Below are 18801 nucleotides of genomic sequence, written 5' to 3' on the forward strand. Positions count from 1 at the left end.
CAGTTGCTCAGGACTTTTGTGATGTGTAGGGGATGGGGGGATGAAGGAAAGAGGACAGCGAGACACGGGGACACGGAGACACGGAGAAATTATTCACCGCGTCTCCCCATCCCCGCGTCCTCTTACGCTCCGGTGTCCTCTTCTCCATTACGCGGTGATACTACCAGAAACTAAAACTGCATGGAACTGAAAAATCACTGGTTGGCTGTAAATAGAGTTGCTTTACCACGATTGCTACAGTGGGTGAATCTCCGACCGGAGGAGAGCGAACGGACTCAAATGATGTTCGTATTTTACACAATTGTATCTGTAGGATTACGGTGGGCAGAGGACAGTACAGTAGCACTGTTTTTGGGCGAATATGAGACTAATCTACTACCTTGGATGTATGTTGCCAGTGCTGTAATGAGTACAGGACTGGTTTTTTTATATTCTTGGCTGCAAAAGATTTTTCCTTTACGTCAGGTGATTGTGGCGATCGCACCTTGCATGGTGACGCCATTAGTTTTGTTAGTTTTGTTACGTTGGGGAACCAATGTTTCCTACCTAGCCGTGATTTCGGTGTTTCTGCTGCGGCTGTGGGTAGATGCACTTTATGTGGTCAATGACCTTAACACCTCCATTGTTGCCAACCAACTATTTAATATTCGAGAGATTAAGCGCACTTATCCACTGGTCAGTAGTGGTCTATTAGTAGCAGATGTGATCAGCGGTTTTAGTTTGCCTTGGTTGGTGGAACACGCGAGACTGAATAAGGTGATCCTCATCGCTTGTGTGGTGATTTTATTGGGATCGGCGATTTTATTTTATTTAACTCATCAATATCGAGCAGCTTTTCCGGAAACTCCACAAATCACAATTCGTGGAGAACAAGCTTCACGACAGCGTTTTCTCAAAAGTCCTTTGAAGCGCTATGTTTGGCATTTATTTGCCTTTGTCGGTCTGTTGCAGGTCATTGGATTATTAATAGATTTTCAGTATTTGCGCGAACTCCAATCGAGTTTAGACGACCGAGAACTCGCTAGTTTCTTGGGTTTATTTGGTGGGATGTTGGGATTGTGTGAATTGTTGATTCAGTGGTTTATTTCTAGCCGACTCATTGAACGAATGGGAGTATTTTTCACTGCCACACTTTTACCGATCGCCGTCGGCTTTTTACTCCCAGGAGTGCTGGTATTTTTGCATTTAATTCCAGCCACGCAATCCCAAAGTTTTTTCTGGGGTCTAGTAATTGTCAAATTCTGTGATGAACTTCTGCGCTACACATTTGTGATGAGTAGCGGTCCCATACTGTATCAACCGATTCCAGAGGCAATTCGCAGCCAGATGCAGACTTTATCTGGCGGAACAGCAGAAGCGATCGCCACAGGGTTGACGGGATTGGTAATTTTTGTCACTTTATTATTCTCTGGGCACTTTGTACCTGAGCCGCTGCAAAAGTGGGTGTTAGTGGCAGAAACAATGCTGATAGCTGGAACGTGTTTAAAAGTAGTTTGCCAATTGCGATCGCGCTATGTTGACTTGTTAGTTCTAAGTGTGGCACGGGGTCAACTGAGTGCAACAAATGTCGGTCTAAAATTCTTCAAGCAGGGCGTAGTCAAAGCATTAGCTGAGAAAGGCAACGAGGCAGATAAACGCTCTTGCATTGAACTTTTAGCCCAAATTGATTCCCAAGGAGCTGCGGAAGTTTTAGCACCTTTATTAGTCAAGTTAACCCCAGATTTGCAGTGCCAGAGTTTGGAAGTGATGCTGATGGGAGGTGCAAATCCGGTTTATGTAGCCGCTATCCGTCCTTTGTTAGAACAACCCCAAGAAACTAACCCCGAAGTTTTTGCCCTAGCGCTGCGCTACATTTGGCTAGCTGAACCAAATCCCAATTTAAGTCTCCTCGAAGAATACCTAAACCCCCGGCAAAACTCACTCATCCGCGCCACTGCCGCTGCTTTAGTCTTACGCCAAGGAACGCCCATGCAAAAGCTAGCAGCCACTAAAACCATGCGCCGGATGTTGACTCATAAGCAAGAACGGGAACGGATAAATGGAGTCAAAGCCCTCAGAGAAGCAGTTTATTTACAGGCGTTACGAATTCACATTCCGAATTTGTTACAAGATGAATCGTTACGGGTGCGCTGTGCGGTATTGGAAATGATCGCAGCAACCCATTTAGAGGAGTACTACTGTGCCCTGATTGCCGCACTTTACTACAAGTCAACCCGCAGCACAGCAATGTTAGCCCTAATGCGACTGGAAAACGAAGCCCTAGAAATGCTGTTGCAGTTGGCTACGAATATTTACAAGCCAGAAGTAGTGCGGATGTACGCTTGGCGCACCATTGCTTCCATTGCTACCCAGGAAGCAATGGAGGCTTTATGGGAAAACTTAGAAACCTGTTGGGGTACTACCAGGGATCATATTCTTCACAGCTTACTCAAAATACACAAACAACCGGGAATTACAGGTTTAGGGGATCGGTTTTATGAAAGTCGAGTAGAAAAATTAATCGAGCAGGAATTACGGTTTTTAGGTGAAATTTACGCTGCTTATATAGACTTTCAAACGCTAGACAAACAAGAAGATTATCAATCAAGTGAGAGGATTTTGATTGTCTCGGAGTTACTGCAACGCTCCCTCCTAGAATTAGAATTGGATGTCAAAGAACGGTTGTTACTGCTACTGAGACTGCTTTACTCGCCAGAAAAGATGCAAGCAGCAGCATTTAATTTGCGATCGCTCTCGGTGGTAAACTTAGCGCGGGGGTTAGAAATCTTAGAACATACCATCACTTTGTCTTGCAAGTCCCTATTGCTGAATATTTTAGATCGGCGAACAGAACCAGAAAAATTACAACATCTAGTAGAAGCAAAAATTGTAGAATATGAAAATATGTTAGTTAGCGATCGCCTCCACAGATTGCTGCTATTGGGTAACTTGCTCTCTGACTGGTGTTTGGCTTGCTGTTTTCATTTTGCTCAAGTTGCTCGTATCCGACTCACAAGTTCTGAGATTTTAGCCAGTTTACGCCATCCAACTGGCTTTGTTCGAGAAGCAGCGATCGCATACTTGAATATGGTTTCACAGCGCGTCCTCTTTCAAATCCTACCCCAATTACAAAACGATCCACATCCTCTGGTAGCGGCTCAAGTTAAGGAGTTGCTGGAAAAATACAAATTCAAAAATCACAATTCCCAAGGAATCGACAAGCAGAAAATCTAATTAGTAGATATTAAACCTACCAAAAGTAGTACAACACAAAGTACACACAGTAAGCATTTCTAAAGATGTAGCACTATTTTATAGCCATCTCAACTCGACCTCTGCTTTTAGTGCTTTTTTTGAATGCTCATTGGTTATTGTTAATTAACAAATGACTAATGACTAATGAAAAATTCATTTATTATCTGCAAGTTTAGCAAGCACCCCACTGTACAATGCCATAAATTTTGACTCTTCTACAGCTGCATCGCTGTTATTCCAAGTAGCAACCACACAGTAATTTTTGCCATTCTTTCCTTGCAACCAAGTTGTCATATTGAAAACACCAGTTTCAGAACCACCTTTAAATGCTATTCGCTGCCAATCTTGAGCCTTAGCAACACCAGGATTAATAGTCAGCAGAGGCAAATCAGCAACCTGTTCTATTAATCCACAAAGTTCCTCAGCTGTAAAAAACCATTCTATATCCAGAGCAACTGGATTTCCTCCCCCAAATTCACTCGCATCAGGAAGTGGTTTTTTAGAGAGTTCTTTCAGGATTGCGCGACGTTCAGCTTCGTTACTTGTGCGATAACGCTGGAGAAAGTTTTCATTTTGAGAACTTTTCAAAAGAAAGAATTCACGGGTAGTTAAAAAAGGACGATTACGCAGTGATAGTAACTCAATAGATTCTCGTCCAATCAGGTTAATTAATATATCTGTGGCTGTATTGTCGCTGATAGAAATCATGAAAGCTGCTAGTGTTTGCAATGTTAGATATGTTCCGTCTGGCCATGTTTGTAATACTCCAGATGGCAAACTTTTCCAATTAGGTTGCAGTTGTACTACATCTTTCCACGTCCGCTTCCCAGAGGCAATTTCTGATTTGAGTGCTTTGAGTACAGCTAGTTTGAAGGCCGAACCAACTGCCAGGGGCATTTTGGTATTTAATGCAGCTTGTATTGTTTTGCCTTCCTGAACTAGAAAACTGACTTTACCAGGTAATTCTTGAAATTTATTAGTGGCTTCTTCTAAACTCATAAATTTGATTTGTGGTTGCTCAAAGAACAACCCGGAAATTTGTCCTTTGCTATTTAGAACTATTTTAGTTGGCACTGAACCTTGACTAAAAATAACTAAATAATCTTGTAAATTATTTTGTACGCTTTCATAGGTTCCTAATTTATTTTTGAGTTCGTCAATTATTTGTCGCAGATTTTCAATGGGAACTTGAGCCAGAAAATCCGGTGTCAACCATTCACTCTCTATTTTTTGACTAGTAAATAATCTTTCTAAAACTGCTTTGGGAGAAATAGATTCAGTTTGGGTTAGCATCTGAGTTAAAGATTGTAGTTCAGGTTTAACATGCGCTAATGCGACGTGAGAAAACGTGAAGTTTATTGTTAGGAAACTAGTTGATATAATAAAATTGAGGTAATATTGACGCATTGAAAATTTTTACCTACCTCCTAATATAAGAAATTTTATGTGTTTAAATTTAAAAAACAGCGGAATGAAAAGTGTAGATCAACAAAAATTTACGTTGTATGGCGATATTATTTGCCAGAAACAAGATCCCCGACTTCTGGTAATACGCGTCGGTTAAGGCAAGAGACGCGATAAATCGGCGTCTCTACAATAGATCCTTGTTAGCCTAGAAAGTGAAGTAGGAACTCAAATAGCAAGGAATATTCATGTACGTATTAATTGGTGGAGCAGGCTTAGTGGGGCTAAGTTTAGCGCAGAAACTGGTAGAACTGGGACATACTGTTGCCGTTATTGATATTGATCCTACCGCTTGTCGCTATGCCCGTGAACAAGTGGGAGCAATGGCTTTTGAAGGAAGTGCTGTGAGTACAGAAGTATTGTTAGAAGCTGGGATTCGCAAAGCCGGCTCCTTGGCTGCTGTCCTACGCAGTGATGCCTTAAACTTGGCAATGGTGACTCTTGCTAAACATTATGGTGTTACTCATATTTTAAGTCGGATGCGCCACCCCGATTTTGCCCAACCGCTGCGTCTGGCTGGAGCAAACCATATTATCAGTACTGTTGAGCTAGCGGTTTCAACAATGGTAAATGCCATCGAGTATCCGCAAGTAGAATCGATGATGCATTTTGAGCAGGGACAGATTGAGGTGCTAAAACTTTCTATCCCAAATAATTGTTATGTTGTTGGTCGTAGTGTTGCTGAAATTGCTCAGGATTCCCGGTTTCCTACTGGTTCGCTAATTATTGGCTATCAACCTCATCCCCACGAAAATTTGATGATTCCTAATGGCAGTACAGTACTGGAACCTGATTCAACTGTGCTGATTGTGACTAAGCCAGGATGTTTACACCAAGTTATTGATTTTATAGAAGGCTGTAATACTAATTCGTAATTCGTAATTCGTAATTCGTAATTCGTAATTCGTAATTCGTAATTCGTAATTCGTAATTCGTAATTAGCTCAATTTTAGGCTTGATTATTTAAAAATCAAATCTAAACGCTGCTGGGTTTCTTGGAGTGCTTTGGTTGGTGAATATTTCCCCAACAATACAGATTCAATTGCTCGTCCTAAGCTGTCTGAAATTCGATTGTAACCAGGAAAAATTGGACGCGATCGCCCATATTTTGCTTGGTCTAAAAATACTTTCACTTGGGGAATTTTATTCACAAATTCCTGATATCTTGGATTTTCACGAGACTTCAAATTCACTGGTAAATAGCCAGTTGAGAGAGCTAATTCTGTCTGAAATTCTTCACTCAAAGTATACTCGACAAACTTAAAAGCTGCTTTTTCGCGTTCTGGTGTGGTTTTGAAAAAGAAGAGATTCTCACCACCAATCACAGTAGCAGGTTTTTCACCAACAGGAATGGGAAAAACATCAAAATCGACGCCAGTGGTTTGAAATTGCCCCAGATTCCAAGGGCCATTTAATTGCATTGCGACTTTACCACTTAGCAAGTCATCTGTCTCATAACCACGTTCCGGGCCAGATAAAATAGCAGAACCTTCGGTAATTAAATCACGCCAGAATTGCAAAGCTGCGATCGCTCCTTGATTGTCTTTCAAATCTACAGCTGCCGCATTCTGTGAATCACCACTCACCAACTCGCCACCGCTACTCCACATAAACGGTAGCCAAGTGAACACTGTAAATTCTCCTTTTCCCAAAGGCAGAAACATGCCATATTGATCTGTTCGCCCATCGCCATTGGTATCACGAGTCAATTTTTTGGCAACTTCGCCAAACTCCTCCCAAGTGCGGGGTAATTCAGTAATTCCCGCTGTCTTAAACAAACTTGGGCGATAAAAAATACCAACATTATTTGTAGCAAACGGCACAGACCAAATCTGACCGTTGTATTTCATTGATGCATACAAAGTGGGGTCAATTTCGGCTTTAATTGGAGATTTTTCTAGCATTTCATCCAAAGGTAAAAGCGCCCCAAGTTCCACCAATTGACCGGCGATCGTCGGATTGTACCACAGCAAATCAGGAGGTGCATTTCCTACCACTGCTGCCAAAATCTTGGGCGTTTGCTGATCCTGCTGTCCGACATAAAGCGACTCTACTTGAATATCAGGGTGAGATTGATTGAATTTGTCTACCAGCTTTTGCAGCACATCTCGATTTGGCGGCGGATTTACCCCTTGCCACAGGGTTAAATGAATTACATTATTTTGTTTAACACCAGGTAGAATAGCTTGACATCCAGCTAAAGCTATTATGCCCACCAATAATATCAGCAGGAAGTTTCTCAAGTAGTCTGAGAGTTTCTTTCTTTTTCGCTTGGTATGGTGTTTGTCATTAGTCATTGGTCATTAGTCATTGGTTATTGGTCATTGGTTATTGGTCATTGGGCATTGGTTATTAATTCTTATCCCTCACTCCCTCATCCCCCTCATCCCCCTCATCCCCCTCATCTCCCCACTCCCCACTCCCCACTCCCTTCTAACAAATTCACCTTTGCATCTGAGCGAAAGTTAGCTATATCCTAATCTTTGAGTAGAGTTTTGATAAATTCAGATTATGGCAGGACACAGTAAATGGGCAAATATTAAGCGCCAGAAGGCGGTAGTAGATGCAAAAAAGGGAAAAACCTTCACTCAGTTATCGAGAGCAATTATTGTTGCAGCTAGAAGTGGTGTACCAGATCCAGCGCTGAATTTTCAACTTCGCACAGCGATCGACAAGGCAAAAGCAGCAAGTATCCCTAATGATAATATTGAACGGGCGATCGCTAAAGGTGCAGGCACTTTTGGTGCAGATAGTGCCAATTTTGAAGCTATTCGCTACGAAGGTTACGGGCCGGGTGGTGTAGCAATTTTGATTGAAGCCCTGACAGATAATCGCAATCGCACGGCTGCTGATTTGCGTGCAGCTTTTAGTAAAAACGGCGGTAACCTGGGTGAAACAGGTTGCGTTAGCTGGATGTTTGACCAAAAAGGCGTTTGTATCCTCCAGGGTGTGGTTGATGAAGAACAGCTTTTAGAAGCATCCCTAGAAGGTGGTGCCCAGTCTTATGAAATGACTGAAGATGAGGTGTCTGAGGTATTTACTGAGATCGGAAATTTAGAAACCCTCAGCCAGACGCTTAAGGATAAAGGCTTTAAGGTGATTGATGCTGAATTGCGCTGGGTTCCCAGTAATAGTGTAGAAGTTACCGAACCTGAACAGGCGCGATCGCTTTTTAAATTAATTGACACTCTAGAAGGCTTAGATGATGTTCAAAATGTCACAGCTAACTTTGAAGTGGCAGAAGAATTGATGACTCTCAGCATTTCTTAATAAACATCTGTTAAAAGAGACATGAAAGATTCACATCAATTACAACCTCGTGACATATAGGTATTGGATAGTTGAACTGTTGATTAATTGATGAGGAATTTCAAGTGAATAACTTCGCTAAGGCTTTAGTTTTGGCTTTAATATTTGCTGCCCCTGTAGCTATTTCTGTACCTGCTGTTCAAGCTGGAACTATCCACCATACCAACATAAAAGCTGCCAAAGTTCATCATAAATATTACAAACACCACAAGCATCATAGAGTTCATAAATAGTGACCATGAACTGCAATAATTTGTAGTATTTCTGCATTCAAGTTAAGTCTTCGTTTTACTTCCCAAACAATTCCATTATTTGACCCTGCTGCAATCTAAAAGCTAAGATCCCCGACTTGAATTTTCTAAAAAGTCGAGGATCTTTCTGTTCACGAATCATTAAGTATGGATACAATACAATACTCAAAAATGGTTCTACTATAGATTTGATACCAAATAATAGTAAATTAACTTTAGGACTTACGCAAAATCATGAAAAAACGAACCGCAAAGGACGCAAAGGACACAAAGAAATAAGAGTTTCAGAGAGTTTTTGCGTAAGTCCTAAACTTTTATCGTTAAATTACGGTTAAAATAATATAAAGTTAGTGTTTTATTTTATCATTTTTGTTAATTAATTGCGTGTTTTTACGTAATAAAGTTTTTGATGCTTGCTGGCAAGGCGATTCAGGTCGTTATGTACCTGGGATCAAAAGTCTGTTTCAGTTTCGTAATCTTTTGTGGAAGTCAGCAGCGAGTTTTTTCAATGTTCGTTCGTCTGAACTTGCTCAAAAAGCCGCGATCGCGTCAAAATAAGAATTAAGATGCTGTAATTTATCTTCACAATGGCGCTAGCAAAGCTTAATCAAACTCTTGACTCTCCCCAAACACCATCAGATAAGCGGGGATACGAATATGATTTGGTAATTGTTGGCGGTGGAATTGTTGGGTTAACTCTAGCCTCCGCCTTAAAAGATTCTGGTTTGAGTGTGCTGCTAATTGAGGCAAAAGTGGCATCTGCGGCGGTAGCCAAGGGTCAAGCCTATGCAGTTCACATGCTTTCGTCGTTAATTTACCAAGGAATTGGAATTTGGGACAAAATGTTGCCTCAAATCGCCAAATATTGCCGGGTTCGTCTTTCTGATGGTGATTATCCCGGTGTGGTGGAATTTGCCACAGATGATATAGGTACGCCAGAGTTGGGTTATGTGGCGGAACACCAAGCACTGTTGCAGCCGTTACAGGAGTTTGTCCAAGATTGTCCAAATGTGACTTATCTGTGTCCGGCTGAGGTGGTAAACACCCAGTACCAACGGGACGCTGTAACTATAGATATTAAAGTTGCTGGTGAGTTACGAACTCTCAAGAGTAAATTACTTGTAGCCGCAGATGGATCGCGATCGCCGATTCGTCAAGCTGCTGGTATCAAAACCTCTGGCTGGAAATATTGGCAGTCTTGCATCGTTGCATTTGTAAAACCTGAAAAACCCCACAACAATACTGCTTACGAAAGATTTTGGTCTAGCGGACCTTTTGCGATTTTACCTTTACCGGGGAACCGTTGCCGGATTGTGTGGACAGCCCCTCACGAAGAAGCAAAAGCTTTATGTGCGTTAGATGATGAGCAATTTTTAAGAGAATTAACCCGTCGCTATGGCGATCACATGGGTAAATTGGAACTACTAGGCGATCGCTTTATTTTTCAGGTACAACTCATGCAAAGCGATCGCTATGTTCTTCCCCGACTAGCATTAATTGGTGACGCTGCACACAACTGTCATCCTGTGGGCGGACAAGGTTTAAATTTGGGCATTCGAGATGCCGCTGCTTTGGCACAAGTAATACAAGCAGCCCACAAGGCGGGTAAAGATATTGGCGAGATTCACATTCTCAAACGTTATGAACGCTGGCGCAAACTGGAAAATCTGACGATTTTAGGTTTCACCGACTTGTTAGATCGGATGTTTTCTAATAATTTCTTACCAGTGGTGTTAGTTCGTCGTCTGGGTTTATGGTTATTGCAACGAGTACCGATGTTAAAAGTATTTATGCTGAAGTTGATGATCGGTTTGAAGGGACGGACTCCAGAATTGGCAAAACGATAAACGCTAGACTACAGCAGCTTGAAAAATTTGGTTTGGGGTGAGATTCAATTCAGGAAAAGTTTGGGAGACAATGCGATCGCTATCTCGAAACTTACTTATCTGATATTCGCCATCAACTAAGTTACAAACAGTGATTGTCGATTGCTTGGGGTTACCGATAAAATTACGTCCACCCAAAGCTGCATAATCGACAATCCAGTATTCAGGGATACCCATCTCTTCATAATCAGCGAATTTTAAGTAGTAATCGTCCCGCCAGTTGGTTGATACAACCTCAATTACCAAAGGTATTGATGCAGCCAAACTAACAATAGATTGTTTTTGCCATAATTTTTCGTTTGCCAGATTTGCACTGTTTACCACCAACACATCTGGAAAGTAACCAGAATCTTTTTCAGGAGGTCTAACGATAACTTGATTGGGTATCAAGTAGGGGAGGTCTAATCGGTCAAACTCAACTGTTACTTTTCTTGCTAAAAAACCCTTTACTCCTTCGTGTTCCCCTACTGGTTGCGCTATCTCAACAATATCTCCGTTATGTAGTTCGTAGCGTACTCGCCGAGTTTCGGGTAACCAATCGACAAATTCCTCAAAGGTTACTAACTTGGGTATGGCTTGAGTCATAAATGATAGAGAATTACTGATGATATAAATATTATCTCTAATGTAGAGAACTGCGGACTGCTTTTCCACCACAGGTAAATGTGTATAATTGAACCTCATCTTACAAGATCGAGCGATCGCACTTAATCTGTGGTGTCTCACATAATTTAAGGATCATCTTTGCTCGTTATTCAATTATTCTTGGGATAGTATAAAAATTGTTACATTTATCATGATGATAGATGTAATACCGTTTAATGTATGCTAGACACCCAGTACTGTCAACCTTAAGATTGAAAATTAGTATTTTTCTACATAAAATTAAAAATCTCAAATTAAAAATTGGTAACACTGATGGTTAGGAGTGCTAGAGTTTCAAGAAATTCATCGGAACTTTTCAGCGGGTATTCATGCTGAAGAAACTACAAAAAAAGCAAATTTCGATAATTGCGGCTGCGGCACTGTTTGCCTTTTCAGCTGGGGCAATGGTATCAGCGCCTGAGATTGGCAAATCTCTGGGACAATGGCTCAAATTGGGTAATAACCAAGTAGAGCAAACATCTGAGGCTAGCATTGCCCAATCAGCGGTCTTTCCACTGATATCACAATCTCTGCCAGAACGGGCGGCAAAACTAGCTGCGATCGCCGAACAGTCCGCTTCTGTTGACCGCAATCGCGCTCGTTATCTTTTGGCGAGTGATTACATTGAAAGAACCCAAGCCCAAAAAGCCCTGGTTTTACTCCAAGGACTAGAGAAAGACTATCCCATTCTCGCGCCCTATATTTTGCTAAAACTTGCCCAGGCAGAAGATATGCTGGGCGAGGACGGCAAAGCCTCGGATCTGCGGCAAAAAGTTCTGAAAGTGTATCCCAAAGAAGCAGCCGCAGTCAAAGCCCTATACCTAATTGCCCAACCAAAGCAACAGGAAACCGCGATCGCTCAATTTCCTTCTAATCCTTTGACTTGGGAAATTATCCGCAAACGCTTACAAGAAAATCCCAATCAGCCAAAATTACAGTTGATTTTGGCAAAATATGCCTATGACCAACCAGGCATAGTGGGGGTTTTGGATCAGTTAGTCAAACAGCCGAACCTGAAACCCGAAGACTGGGAACTCATTGGTACAGCCTATTGGGAAAATAATCAATTTCTCAAAGCCGGGAATGCTTATGCCAAAGCACCGAAAACAGCCCGCAACCTCTACCGCACGGCACGGGGATTACAGGTAGGGGGCAAAGATAGAGAAAAAGCGATCGCCACTTATAAACAAGTGGTGCAGCAATTTCCACAAGCTAAAGAAACTGGAACTGCACTGCTGCGATTAGCGGAAACAGCAAAAACTCCCAAAGAGGGCTTACCGTATCTCGACCAGGTAATTAGTAAGTTCCCCGATCAAGCTGGTACTGCACTGGTACAAAAAGCCAAAACTTTCCAAGCACTCAAGGATCAAAAGTCAGCTAGTTCGGCGTGGCAATTACTTTTAGGCAAGTACGGCAATTCTGACGAAGCAGCAGAGTATCGCTGGAAAATCGCCCAAGAAAAAGCCAACGCCAAAGATTACGTTGGTGCATGGCAATGGGCAGAACCAATTGTTACCAACAACCCTAACAGTATTTTGGCTCCGAGAGCAGGATTTTGGGTAGGTAAATGGGCAGCTTCACTAGGAAAACAGCAGGAATCTCAAACTGCTTATGAATATGTGGTTAGCCAGTTTCCTTACTCTTACTATGCATGGCGATCGGGGACGATGTTGGGGTTGAATGTCGGCAACTTTGACAACGTGCGCTCAATGAACCCGGAAGTCGTCGCACCCCAGCGCTCATTACCTCCTGCGGGTTCAGAGACTTTCAAAGAATTGTATCTGTTGGGTCAAGACCGTGATGCTTGGTTACAATGGCAAACAGAATTTCAGAACAAAATTCAGCCAACGGTCGCAGAGCAATTTACTGAAGGGTTGATGCAGATGGTAAGGGGAGAAAATCTCATCGGAATTGATAAAATTTCTAAATTGGAAGACCGGGAAATACCAGCTGAACTTGCCCAATATCAAACTCTGAGCAAACAAATCTCTTATTGGCAAGCTCGTTATCCATTTCCCTATCTCCGAGAGATTCAAAAGTGGTCTACTGAGCGTCAACTCAATCCTTTGTTAGTCACTGCCTTAATTCGTCAAGAATCCAGGTTTCAACCAAAAATTAAATCTGTTGCGGATGCTACTGGCTTAATGCAAGTATTACCGAGTACAGCTAAATGGATTGCCCCACAAATCAAATTGGATAGCAAAACAATAAACCTAGAAAATCCCAATGAGAACATCATGCTGGGTACATGGTATTTAGATCATACCCATCAGCAATATAACAATAATTCCTTGCTAGCGATCGCCAGTTACAATGCTGGCCCTGGCAATGTCTCCAAATGGCTGCAAACTTACACTACACAAGATCCAGATGAGTTTGTCGAAGACATTCCCTTTGATGAAACCAAAAATTATGTACGTCAAGTATTTGGCAATTACTGGAATTATCTGAGACTTTACAACCCTGAGATTTCTAGCATCGTTGCAAAGTACTCGACTACACATCCAAAGCTGCCGACACAGTAAAGGAAGAGAGCAGGGGGGCAGGGGAGGCAGGGGAAGCAGGGGGAGAATAACTCTTAACTCCTAACTCCTCACTCCCCATACTCAATACTCGAAGACTTCCATTGAGATTAAGCCGTGTTCACTTTAAATTAACGTGACGTGAGTTTGACGGGTTGAACCGTAGGCCGAGTTATTGGTTGTCTGTGGGTACTGATTGCCAAGCAAGGCGATGTTTCCAGTGTGATGTGAAATTAACTTGAACCGCTTGCTTAAAGTCCTCCAAAGCTGCCGAAAAAGCTTTCTCTTTTAGTTTTGCTGCACCTTGGTTATTCAACTGTTTAGGGCATTGTGGATTCCATACATATTTTTGACAAGTTTGGTGGGCAATTTCTACATCACTGCCATTTTCAGGATTTTGAAAGACCGGATGATAATGTAACCTGTTGCAGCAAACTTGCAACCATTCTTGCCACCCACATTGCCACAAGCGGACTGTTCCATCAAGACTACCACTGACAATCAGTTTACCATCAGGGCTAAAAGCTGCGGAATTTACCCAATACTCATGTCCGCGCCAAGGTTGACCAATGGGGTTGCCGTTTCTATCCCACAAGCGCACTGTCGAATCATTGCTGGCACTGACAATCCACTGACCATCAGGGCTAAAGGCGACAGAATTAACTTCTTTTTCATGTCCGTGCCAAGGTTGACCAATGGGGTTGCCCTTTCTATCCCACAAGCGGATTGTCGAATCATTGCTGGCACTGATAATCCACTGACCATCGGGGCTAAAGGCGACAGAATTGACTTCTTTGTCATGTCCGTGCCAAGGTTGACCAATGGGGTTGCCCTTTCTATCCCACAAGCGGATTGTCGAATCATTGCTGGCACTGATAATCCACTGACCATCAGGGCTAAAGGCAACAGAATTGACCCAATTCTCATATTTGCGCTGCGATCGCCCGATGACCCGATCTTGTAGTATTTGATGTAGCTCCCACAAACGCACAGTGCGATCGCCACCACTGACAATCAGCTTGCCATCAGGGCTAAAGGCTAGGGAATTAACCTGTCCTTCATGTCCGCGCCAAGGTTGAGTTACGGGGTTGCCATTGATATTCCACAAGCGTATTGTGCGATCGCAGCCACCACTAATAATAAACTTGCCATCAGGGCTAAACGCTACACAATTTACATGTCCTTCATGCCCGTGCCAAGGTTGACCGATGGGATTACCTTGGATGTCCCACAACCGTACTGTAGAATCACTACTACCACTGACAATCAACTTGCGATCGGGGCTAAAGGCGGCGCAAATAATTTTCGCCTCATGTTTGTGCCAGGGTTGAGCGATGGTGTTACCTTGTAAATCCCACAAACACACCGTTCCGTCAAAACCAACACTGATAATGCCATCGCTATTTGGGCTAAAAGCGACGGAAATCACTCCTTCCTTATGTCCGCGCCAAGGTTGAGTAATGGCGTTACCTTGTAAATCCCACAAACACACTGTTCCGTCAAAACCAACACTGACAATGCGTACCCCAGAGGGGTTGGCGCAGCCATCGCTATTTGAGCTAAAGGCGACGGAAATAATTCCTTCCTCATGTCCCTGCCACGGTTGAGTAATGAGATTACCTTGTAGATCCCATAAACACAAAATTCCGTCAATACTGCCACTAACAAGAAACTTGCCATCAGGGTTAAAGGCTAGACAATTAACCTCTTGCTCGTGCCCTAACAAAAATTGAGCAGTAGGATTGCCAATGATATTCCACAAGCACACGGTAGAATCACTACTGCCACTGGCAATAAACTTGCCATCAGGACTAAAGGCTACACAATTAACCTCTTGCTCGTGTCCGCGCAAGCTATTTGCCTCTGTGGGTGTGTTCATTGCTTCCTTTAAGCTTCCCAAAACAGGAGCTAGAAGCTGGTTTGGGTATTTCTCTAGATTCTCACCCATTGTTTGAATTGCCAGCACCAAACCCTCTAGCGGTTGGACGGGAAGTAAATTCAAAACCCTAGCGGATTGTTCACGCAGTTTTAATTCAGTCAGTGCAAGGTTTAACTTTTGAATCTCTTGTTCCTGGCGATTGTGCCATCCAACACTAGCATTAATAAATCCATTAGCTTGTTCGCTTAAATAACCAAACGTTTGCTCTTTTAGTTCTTGATAAGTCTTTGTTTTCAGAACCCGGTTTGCAATATTTTCCCTTTCCCATAGCATATCTAAGGTGTATGCCAGAACTGGTAAATAATCATTTTGTTGATGGAAATCATGAATAATTTGCTTAACTAATCCTTGTTCAAATGTAACGCCATTTCTGGCAGCAGGTTCAGCGATCGCTAACTTTAATTCTCCGTCGCTCATTCTAGTGAGTACACGACTATAGCGATCGTGGATCTTCGCAAGTTGGGGATACTCACTAAATTTATCTAAAAAATCAGACCGCATTGTTAAAACAATTTTGATAGAGCTATCTTGCTGCTGGAACAGTTGAAAAAGACTAGCAAAAAATTTATCGCGTTCCGGCTTTTGAGTTTTCGTAAACAGTTCTTCAAATTGGTCAATAAAAATCAGAATACACTGATAATCTTGTTTGAGGAATGTGACAATTTTAATTAGAGTATTTTGTCTTCCTTCTCTAGCAATATCGGCTATTTGTGATTTTTTCCCATAAGTAGAAGCAAGACACTGATAAAGAGATTTAAAAGGATTTTCATCTGGGTGAAAACTTATATTCATTAATGAATTGTTATTGTTTCCCAAATAAGGAATTAAACCTGCCCGAATCAATGATGATTTGCCAGTGTTTGATGCTCCTAAAAGCAAGAGTACATTATCTTGTTTTAAGCGATCGCCCAGATTACCAATCCACTTCTCCCGACCAAAAAATTTGTCTTTATCTTTAATTTCAAAAGTTTTTAGTCCTAAGTAGGGAGAGTCTGTTTTAAGTAGACGACAATCAAAGTCCTCAGACTTACTGTCAGAAAAAAAGTTGTATTCAGAAATACCTTGGACATTAAACCCAATATTTATATCGCCTTCAGAACTGTTAACCATTTATATCTCCTTACTTTTGGACATCTCTGGCTAAATCTTTACCTCAGTTATAGTTCCTCGGCTAATCTTTGTAAGTAACTCAACAAAATTAATTACACATTCTCTTGTGAAGCTTTCCCTGTCACCGCCCTATAGGATCTACGGTGTACACACAAGTCGAATTACCCCCCTTAATCCCCCCGATGTATTGGGGAGAAACAAGAAATCCAGTTCCCTCACGCCACTTGCTTCTCCTGTCGGAGACGCTGCGCGAACAAGTCGGCAGAGCCGCCCAACGCAGTGGCTCCCCTTTATAAGGCTACCGTGTATACACAAGTCAGTAAGGGCATGGCACTGCCGTGCCCCTACGAGAAATCTATCTGTATCAAGGTTTTCGTGAAATGGTATTACGCATTGGTTGATTCAAAAACCACATCTTTCGTAGGGGCAGCTTTATTCAGCAAAATTACTTAAGTAATTTTCAAAAATATGTAGTAACTTTATCCTAAAACGCCGGAAATGACAAACGGGATGGAACTTTTTGATAACCTACACCTTGCTATGTTTAGCGGCAAAGGTGGAGTCGGAAAAACAACAATCTCTTGCACCTTTGCATGTCGTTGGGCGCAGAAATTTGCCAACGAGCAAATTCTTTTAATCTCAACCGATCCAGCTCACTCTCTTGGAGATGTCTTACAAGTTAGCGTTGATGACATTCCTCGTCCCATAGCAGAACTACCAAATCTACGAGTAAGGGCGTTAGATGCAAAGCGTCTGCTACAAGAGTTTAAAGAACGTTATGGTCAGGTGTTAGAACTGCTAGTGGAGCGCGGTAGTTTTGTTGAAGGAGAAGACTTGCTTCCAGTTTGGGATTTAAATTGGCCTGGACTGGACGAGTTGATGGGCTTGTTAGAAATCCAACGCCTTTTTAAGGAGCAGCAGGTAGATCGAGTAGTAGTAGATATGGCTCCTAGCGGTCATACTCTGAACTTGTTTGGATTGATGGATTTTTTAGACACTTTCCTCCACTCTCTTGAACTGTTTCAAGAAAAGCATCGGTATATTAGCAAGACCTTTGCTGGAAGTTACACACCCGATCGCGCTGACGAGTTTTTGCAAACCCTGAAAGCTGAACTGTCGCAAGGTCGTCGTCTGCTTCAAGATCCCATTCATACAGCTTGTTTGTTAGTTGCGATCGCCGAACCAATGAGTTGGTTAGAGTCAAAACGATTCCTAGAAGCCTTACAAACCATGCAGGTTCCTTGCGGAGGTTTGTTTGTTAACCAAGTCCTTGCCAGCGCGACTGACCCAGATCGTTACCAAGAACAACAACCGCTCATCAGCCAGTATACGGCTCTTGCTAACGGAAAGCCGATGTTTATTGTGCCACAGCAAGATGAGGAACCTTTGGGAATTGTAGCCCTCAGCCATCTGATCAACCAAATCCATATTCCTCAGCTTGAACCGCTATCTCCTGTTCATCCACTCCCAATTCAATGGCCTGAAAAAATTCCTCCTAGCTTTGGAGATTTTCTGACCGAAGGTCGTCGCCTGTTACTTATTGGCGGTAAGGGTGGAGTAGGCAAGACCACAGTAGCAGCTGCGATTGGTTGGGCTATGGCTCAACAACATCCCGATCGCAAAATTCGCATGGTTTCTATCGATCCAGCCCACTCCTTGGGTGATGCCTTTGGTCTGAGTTTAGGACATGAACCATATCAAATAACTACCAATCTTCGAGGTCAGGAAGTGGATGGCGATCGTATTGTCGATCAATTCAGAGCCGATTACCTATGGGAACTGGCGCAAATGATGAGTGGCGAAACCCAAACAAGCGAAGCTATCGAAATGGCCTATGCTCCTGTTGCCTGGCGCAAAATTGTCGATCAAGCTTTACCAGGGATTGATGAAATACTTTCCCTGTTAACAGTAATGGAATTGCTAGAGCAACAAGAAGAAGACTTGATTATTTTAGACACTGCTCCTACAGGTCATCTTCTGCGTTTTCTAGAAATGCCAACTGCACTAGCAGACTGGCTAGCTTGGATTTTCAAACTTTGGATCAAGTATCAGAATGTCCTTGGTCGTACAGAGTTTATGGGGCGTTTACGAACTTTGCGACAGCGCGTGGTCAAAGCCCAAAAAGTGCTAAAAGACCCACAACAAGTAGAGTTCATTGGGGTTACACTTAACCAGACTAGTGTACTTGCCGAACAACAACGCCTGTTCAAATCTCTGCAAGAAATAGGTGTAAGTCAGAATTACCTTGTTCTAAACCGCTTTACTTCTACAGCAACCATTAATTGCGATCGTGCGAACAGGGATGACAGCGAGACAAATTTTCCAGGTTTGACAATGGTTCGCTTACCAATGCTTCCTCGCTCAGTTCAGCCTTTAGAACGCATCAAAGCCGCCGCCGCCTGTTTATTTTAACGGCTAATTAGACTAAATACTTTCATACC

Annotated in this window: 12 protein-coding genes; 8 read left to right on the forward strand and 4 right to left on the reverse strand. The window is 42.5% G+C overall.

The window, feature by feature from the left end; genetic code table 11:
* Window positions 1–180: 180 nt before the first annotated feature.
* The gene (locus IQ276_RS15170; RefSeq protein ID WP_193918543.1) at window positions 181–3213 is read left to right on the forward strand and encodes an MFS transporter; all 3033 of its coding nucleotides are present in this window, start codon (window positions 181–183) and stop codon (window positions 3211–3213) included.
* A gap of 174 nt (window positions 3214–3387) precedes the next feature.
* Here the strand turns inward: IQ276_RS15170 and IQ276_RS15175 are convergent, their stop codons facing one another.
* The gene (locus IQ276_RS15175) at window positions 3388–4527 is read right to left on the reverse strand and encodes a serine hydrolase (protein ID WP_228043177.1); all 1140 of its coding nucleotides are present in this window, start codon (window positions 4525–4527) and stop codon (window positions 3388–3390) included.
* Between the two features lie 359 nt (window positions 4528–4886).
* Here IQ276_RS15175 and IQ276_RS15180 point away from each other — a divergent pair, with 359 nt between their 5' ends.
* Window positions 4887–5573 (forward strand): potassium channel family protein, encoded by a 687-nt coding sequence (locus IQ276_RS15180; RefSeq protein WP_190878597.1) that lies wholly within the window; start codon window positions 4887–4889, stop codon window positions 5571–5573.
* A gap of 84 nt (window positions 5574–5657) precedes the next feature.
* Here the strand turns inward: IQ276_RS15180 and IQ276_RS15185 are convergent, their stop codons facing one another.
* Entirely contained in the window at window positions 5658–6995 is a 1338-nt protein-coding gene (locus IQ276_RS15185; protein WP_235115688.1) for an ABC transporter substrate-binding protein, read from the reverse strand.
* 214 nt (window positions 6996–7209) lie between these two features.
* Between IQ276_RS15185 and IQ276_RS15190 the strand changes: the two genes are divergently transcribed.
* From IQ276_RS15190 to IQ276_RS15205, 4 genes are all read left to right on the forward strand, one after another.
* Window positions 7210–7968: a YebC/PmpR family DNA-binding transcriptional regulator gene (locus tag IQ276_RS15190; protein ID WP_193921551.1), complete on the forward strand. Its 759-nt coding sequence runs from the start codon at window positions 7210–7212 to the stop codon at window positions 7966–7968.
* A 104-nt stretch (window positions 7969–8072) separates the two neighbouring features.
* Window positions 8073–8240: a hypothetical protein gene (locus IQ276_RS15195; protein ID WP_193921549.1), complete on the forward strand. Its 168-nt coding sequence runs from the start codon at window positions 8073–8075 to the stop codon at window positions 8238–8240.
* A 402-nt stretch (window positions 8241–8642) separates the two neighbouring features.
* On the forward strand, window positions 8643–8816 hold the full coding sequence (locus tag IQ276_RS15200; RefSeq protein WP_193921547.1) for a hypothetical protein: 174 nt from the start codon (window positions 8643–8645) through the stop codon (window positions 8814–8816).
* A 29-nt stretch (window positions 8817–8845) separates the two neighbouring features.
* Window positions 8846–10105 (forward strand): FAD-dependent hydroxylase, encoded by a 1260-nt coding sequence (locus tag IQ276_RS15205; RefSeq protein ID WP_193921545.1) that lies wholly within the window; start codon window positions 8846–8848, stop codon window positions 10103–10105.
* A gap of 3 nt (window positions 10106–10108) precedes the next feature.
* Here IQ276_RS15205 and IQ276_RS15210 read toward each other — a convergent pair whose 3' ends face one another.
* Window positions 10109–10729, reverse strand: a complete 621-nt coding sequence (locus tag IQ276_RS15210; RefSeq protein ID WP_193921553.1) for a Uma2 family endonuclease — start codon at window positions 10727–10729, stop codon at window positions 10109–10111.
* Window positions 10730–11118: 389 nt separating this feature from the next.
* On the opposite strand from IQ276_RS15210, the gene IQ276_RS15215 reads away from it, so the two are divergent.
* A complete protein-coding gene (locus tag IQ276_RS15215) occupies window positions 11119–13314 on the forward strand; it encodes a lytic transglycosylase domain-containing protein (protein WP_235115689.1) in 2196 nt (731 codons plus the stop codon).
* A gap of 169 nt (window positions 13315–13483) precedes the next feature.
* On the opposite strand, the gene IQ276_RS15220 is transcribed toward IQ276_RS15215, so the two are convergent.
* Window positions 13484–16360, reverse strand: a complete 2877-nt coding sequence (locus tag IQ276_RS15220) for a WD40 repeat domain-containing protein (RefSeq protein ID WP_235115690.1) — start codon at window positions 16358–16360, stop codon at window positions 13484–13486.
* Between the two features lie 498 nt (window positions 16361–16858).
* Here IQ276_RS15220 and IQ276_RS15225 point away from each other — a divergent pair, with 498 nt between their 5' ends.
* Window positions 16859–18772 (forward strand): ArsA family ATPase, encoded by a 1914-nt coding sequence (locus tag IQ276_RS15225; RefSeq protein ID WP_228043395.1) that lies wholly within the window; start codon window positions 16859–16861, stop codon window positions 18770–18772.
* Window positions 18773–18801 lie beyond the last annotated feature (29 nt).

The sequence above is a fragment of the Desmonostoc muscorum LEGE 12446 genome (assembly GCF_015207005.2).
Classification (GTDB): domain Bacteria; phylum Cyanobacteriota; class Cyanobacteriia; order Cyanobacteriales; family Nostocaceae; genus Nostoc; species Nostoc muscorum.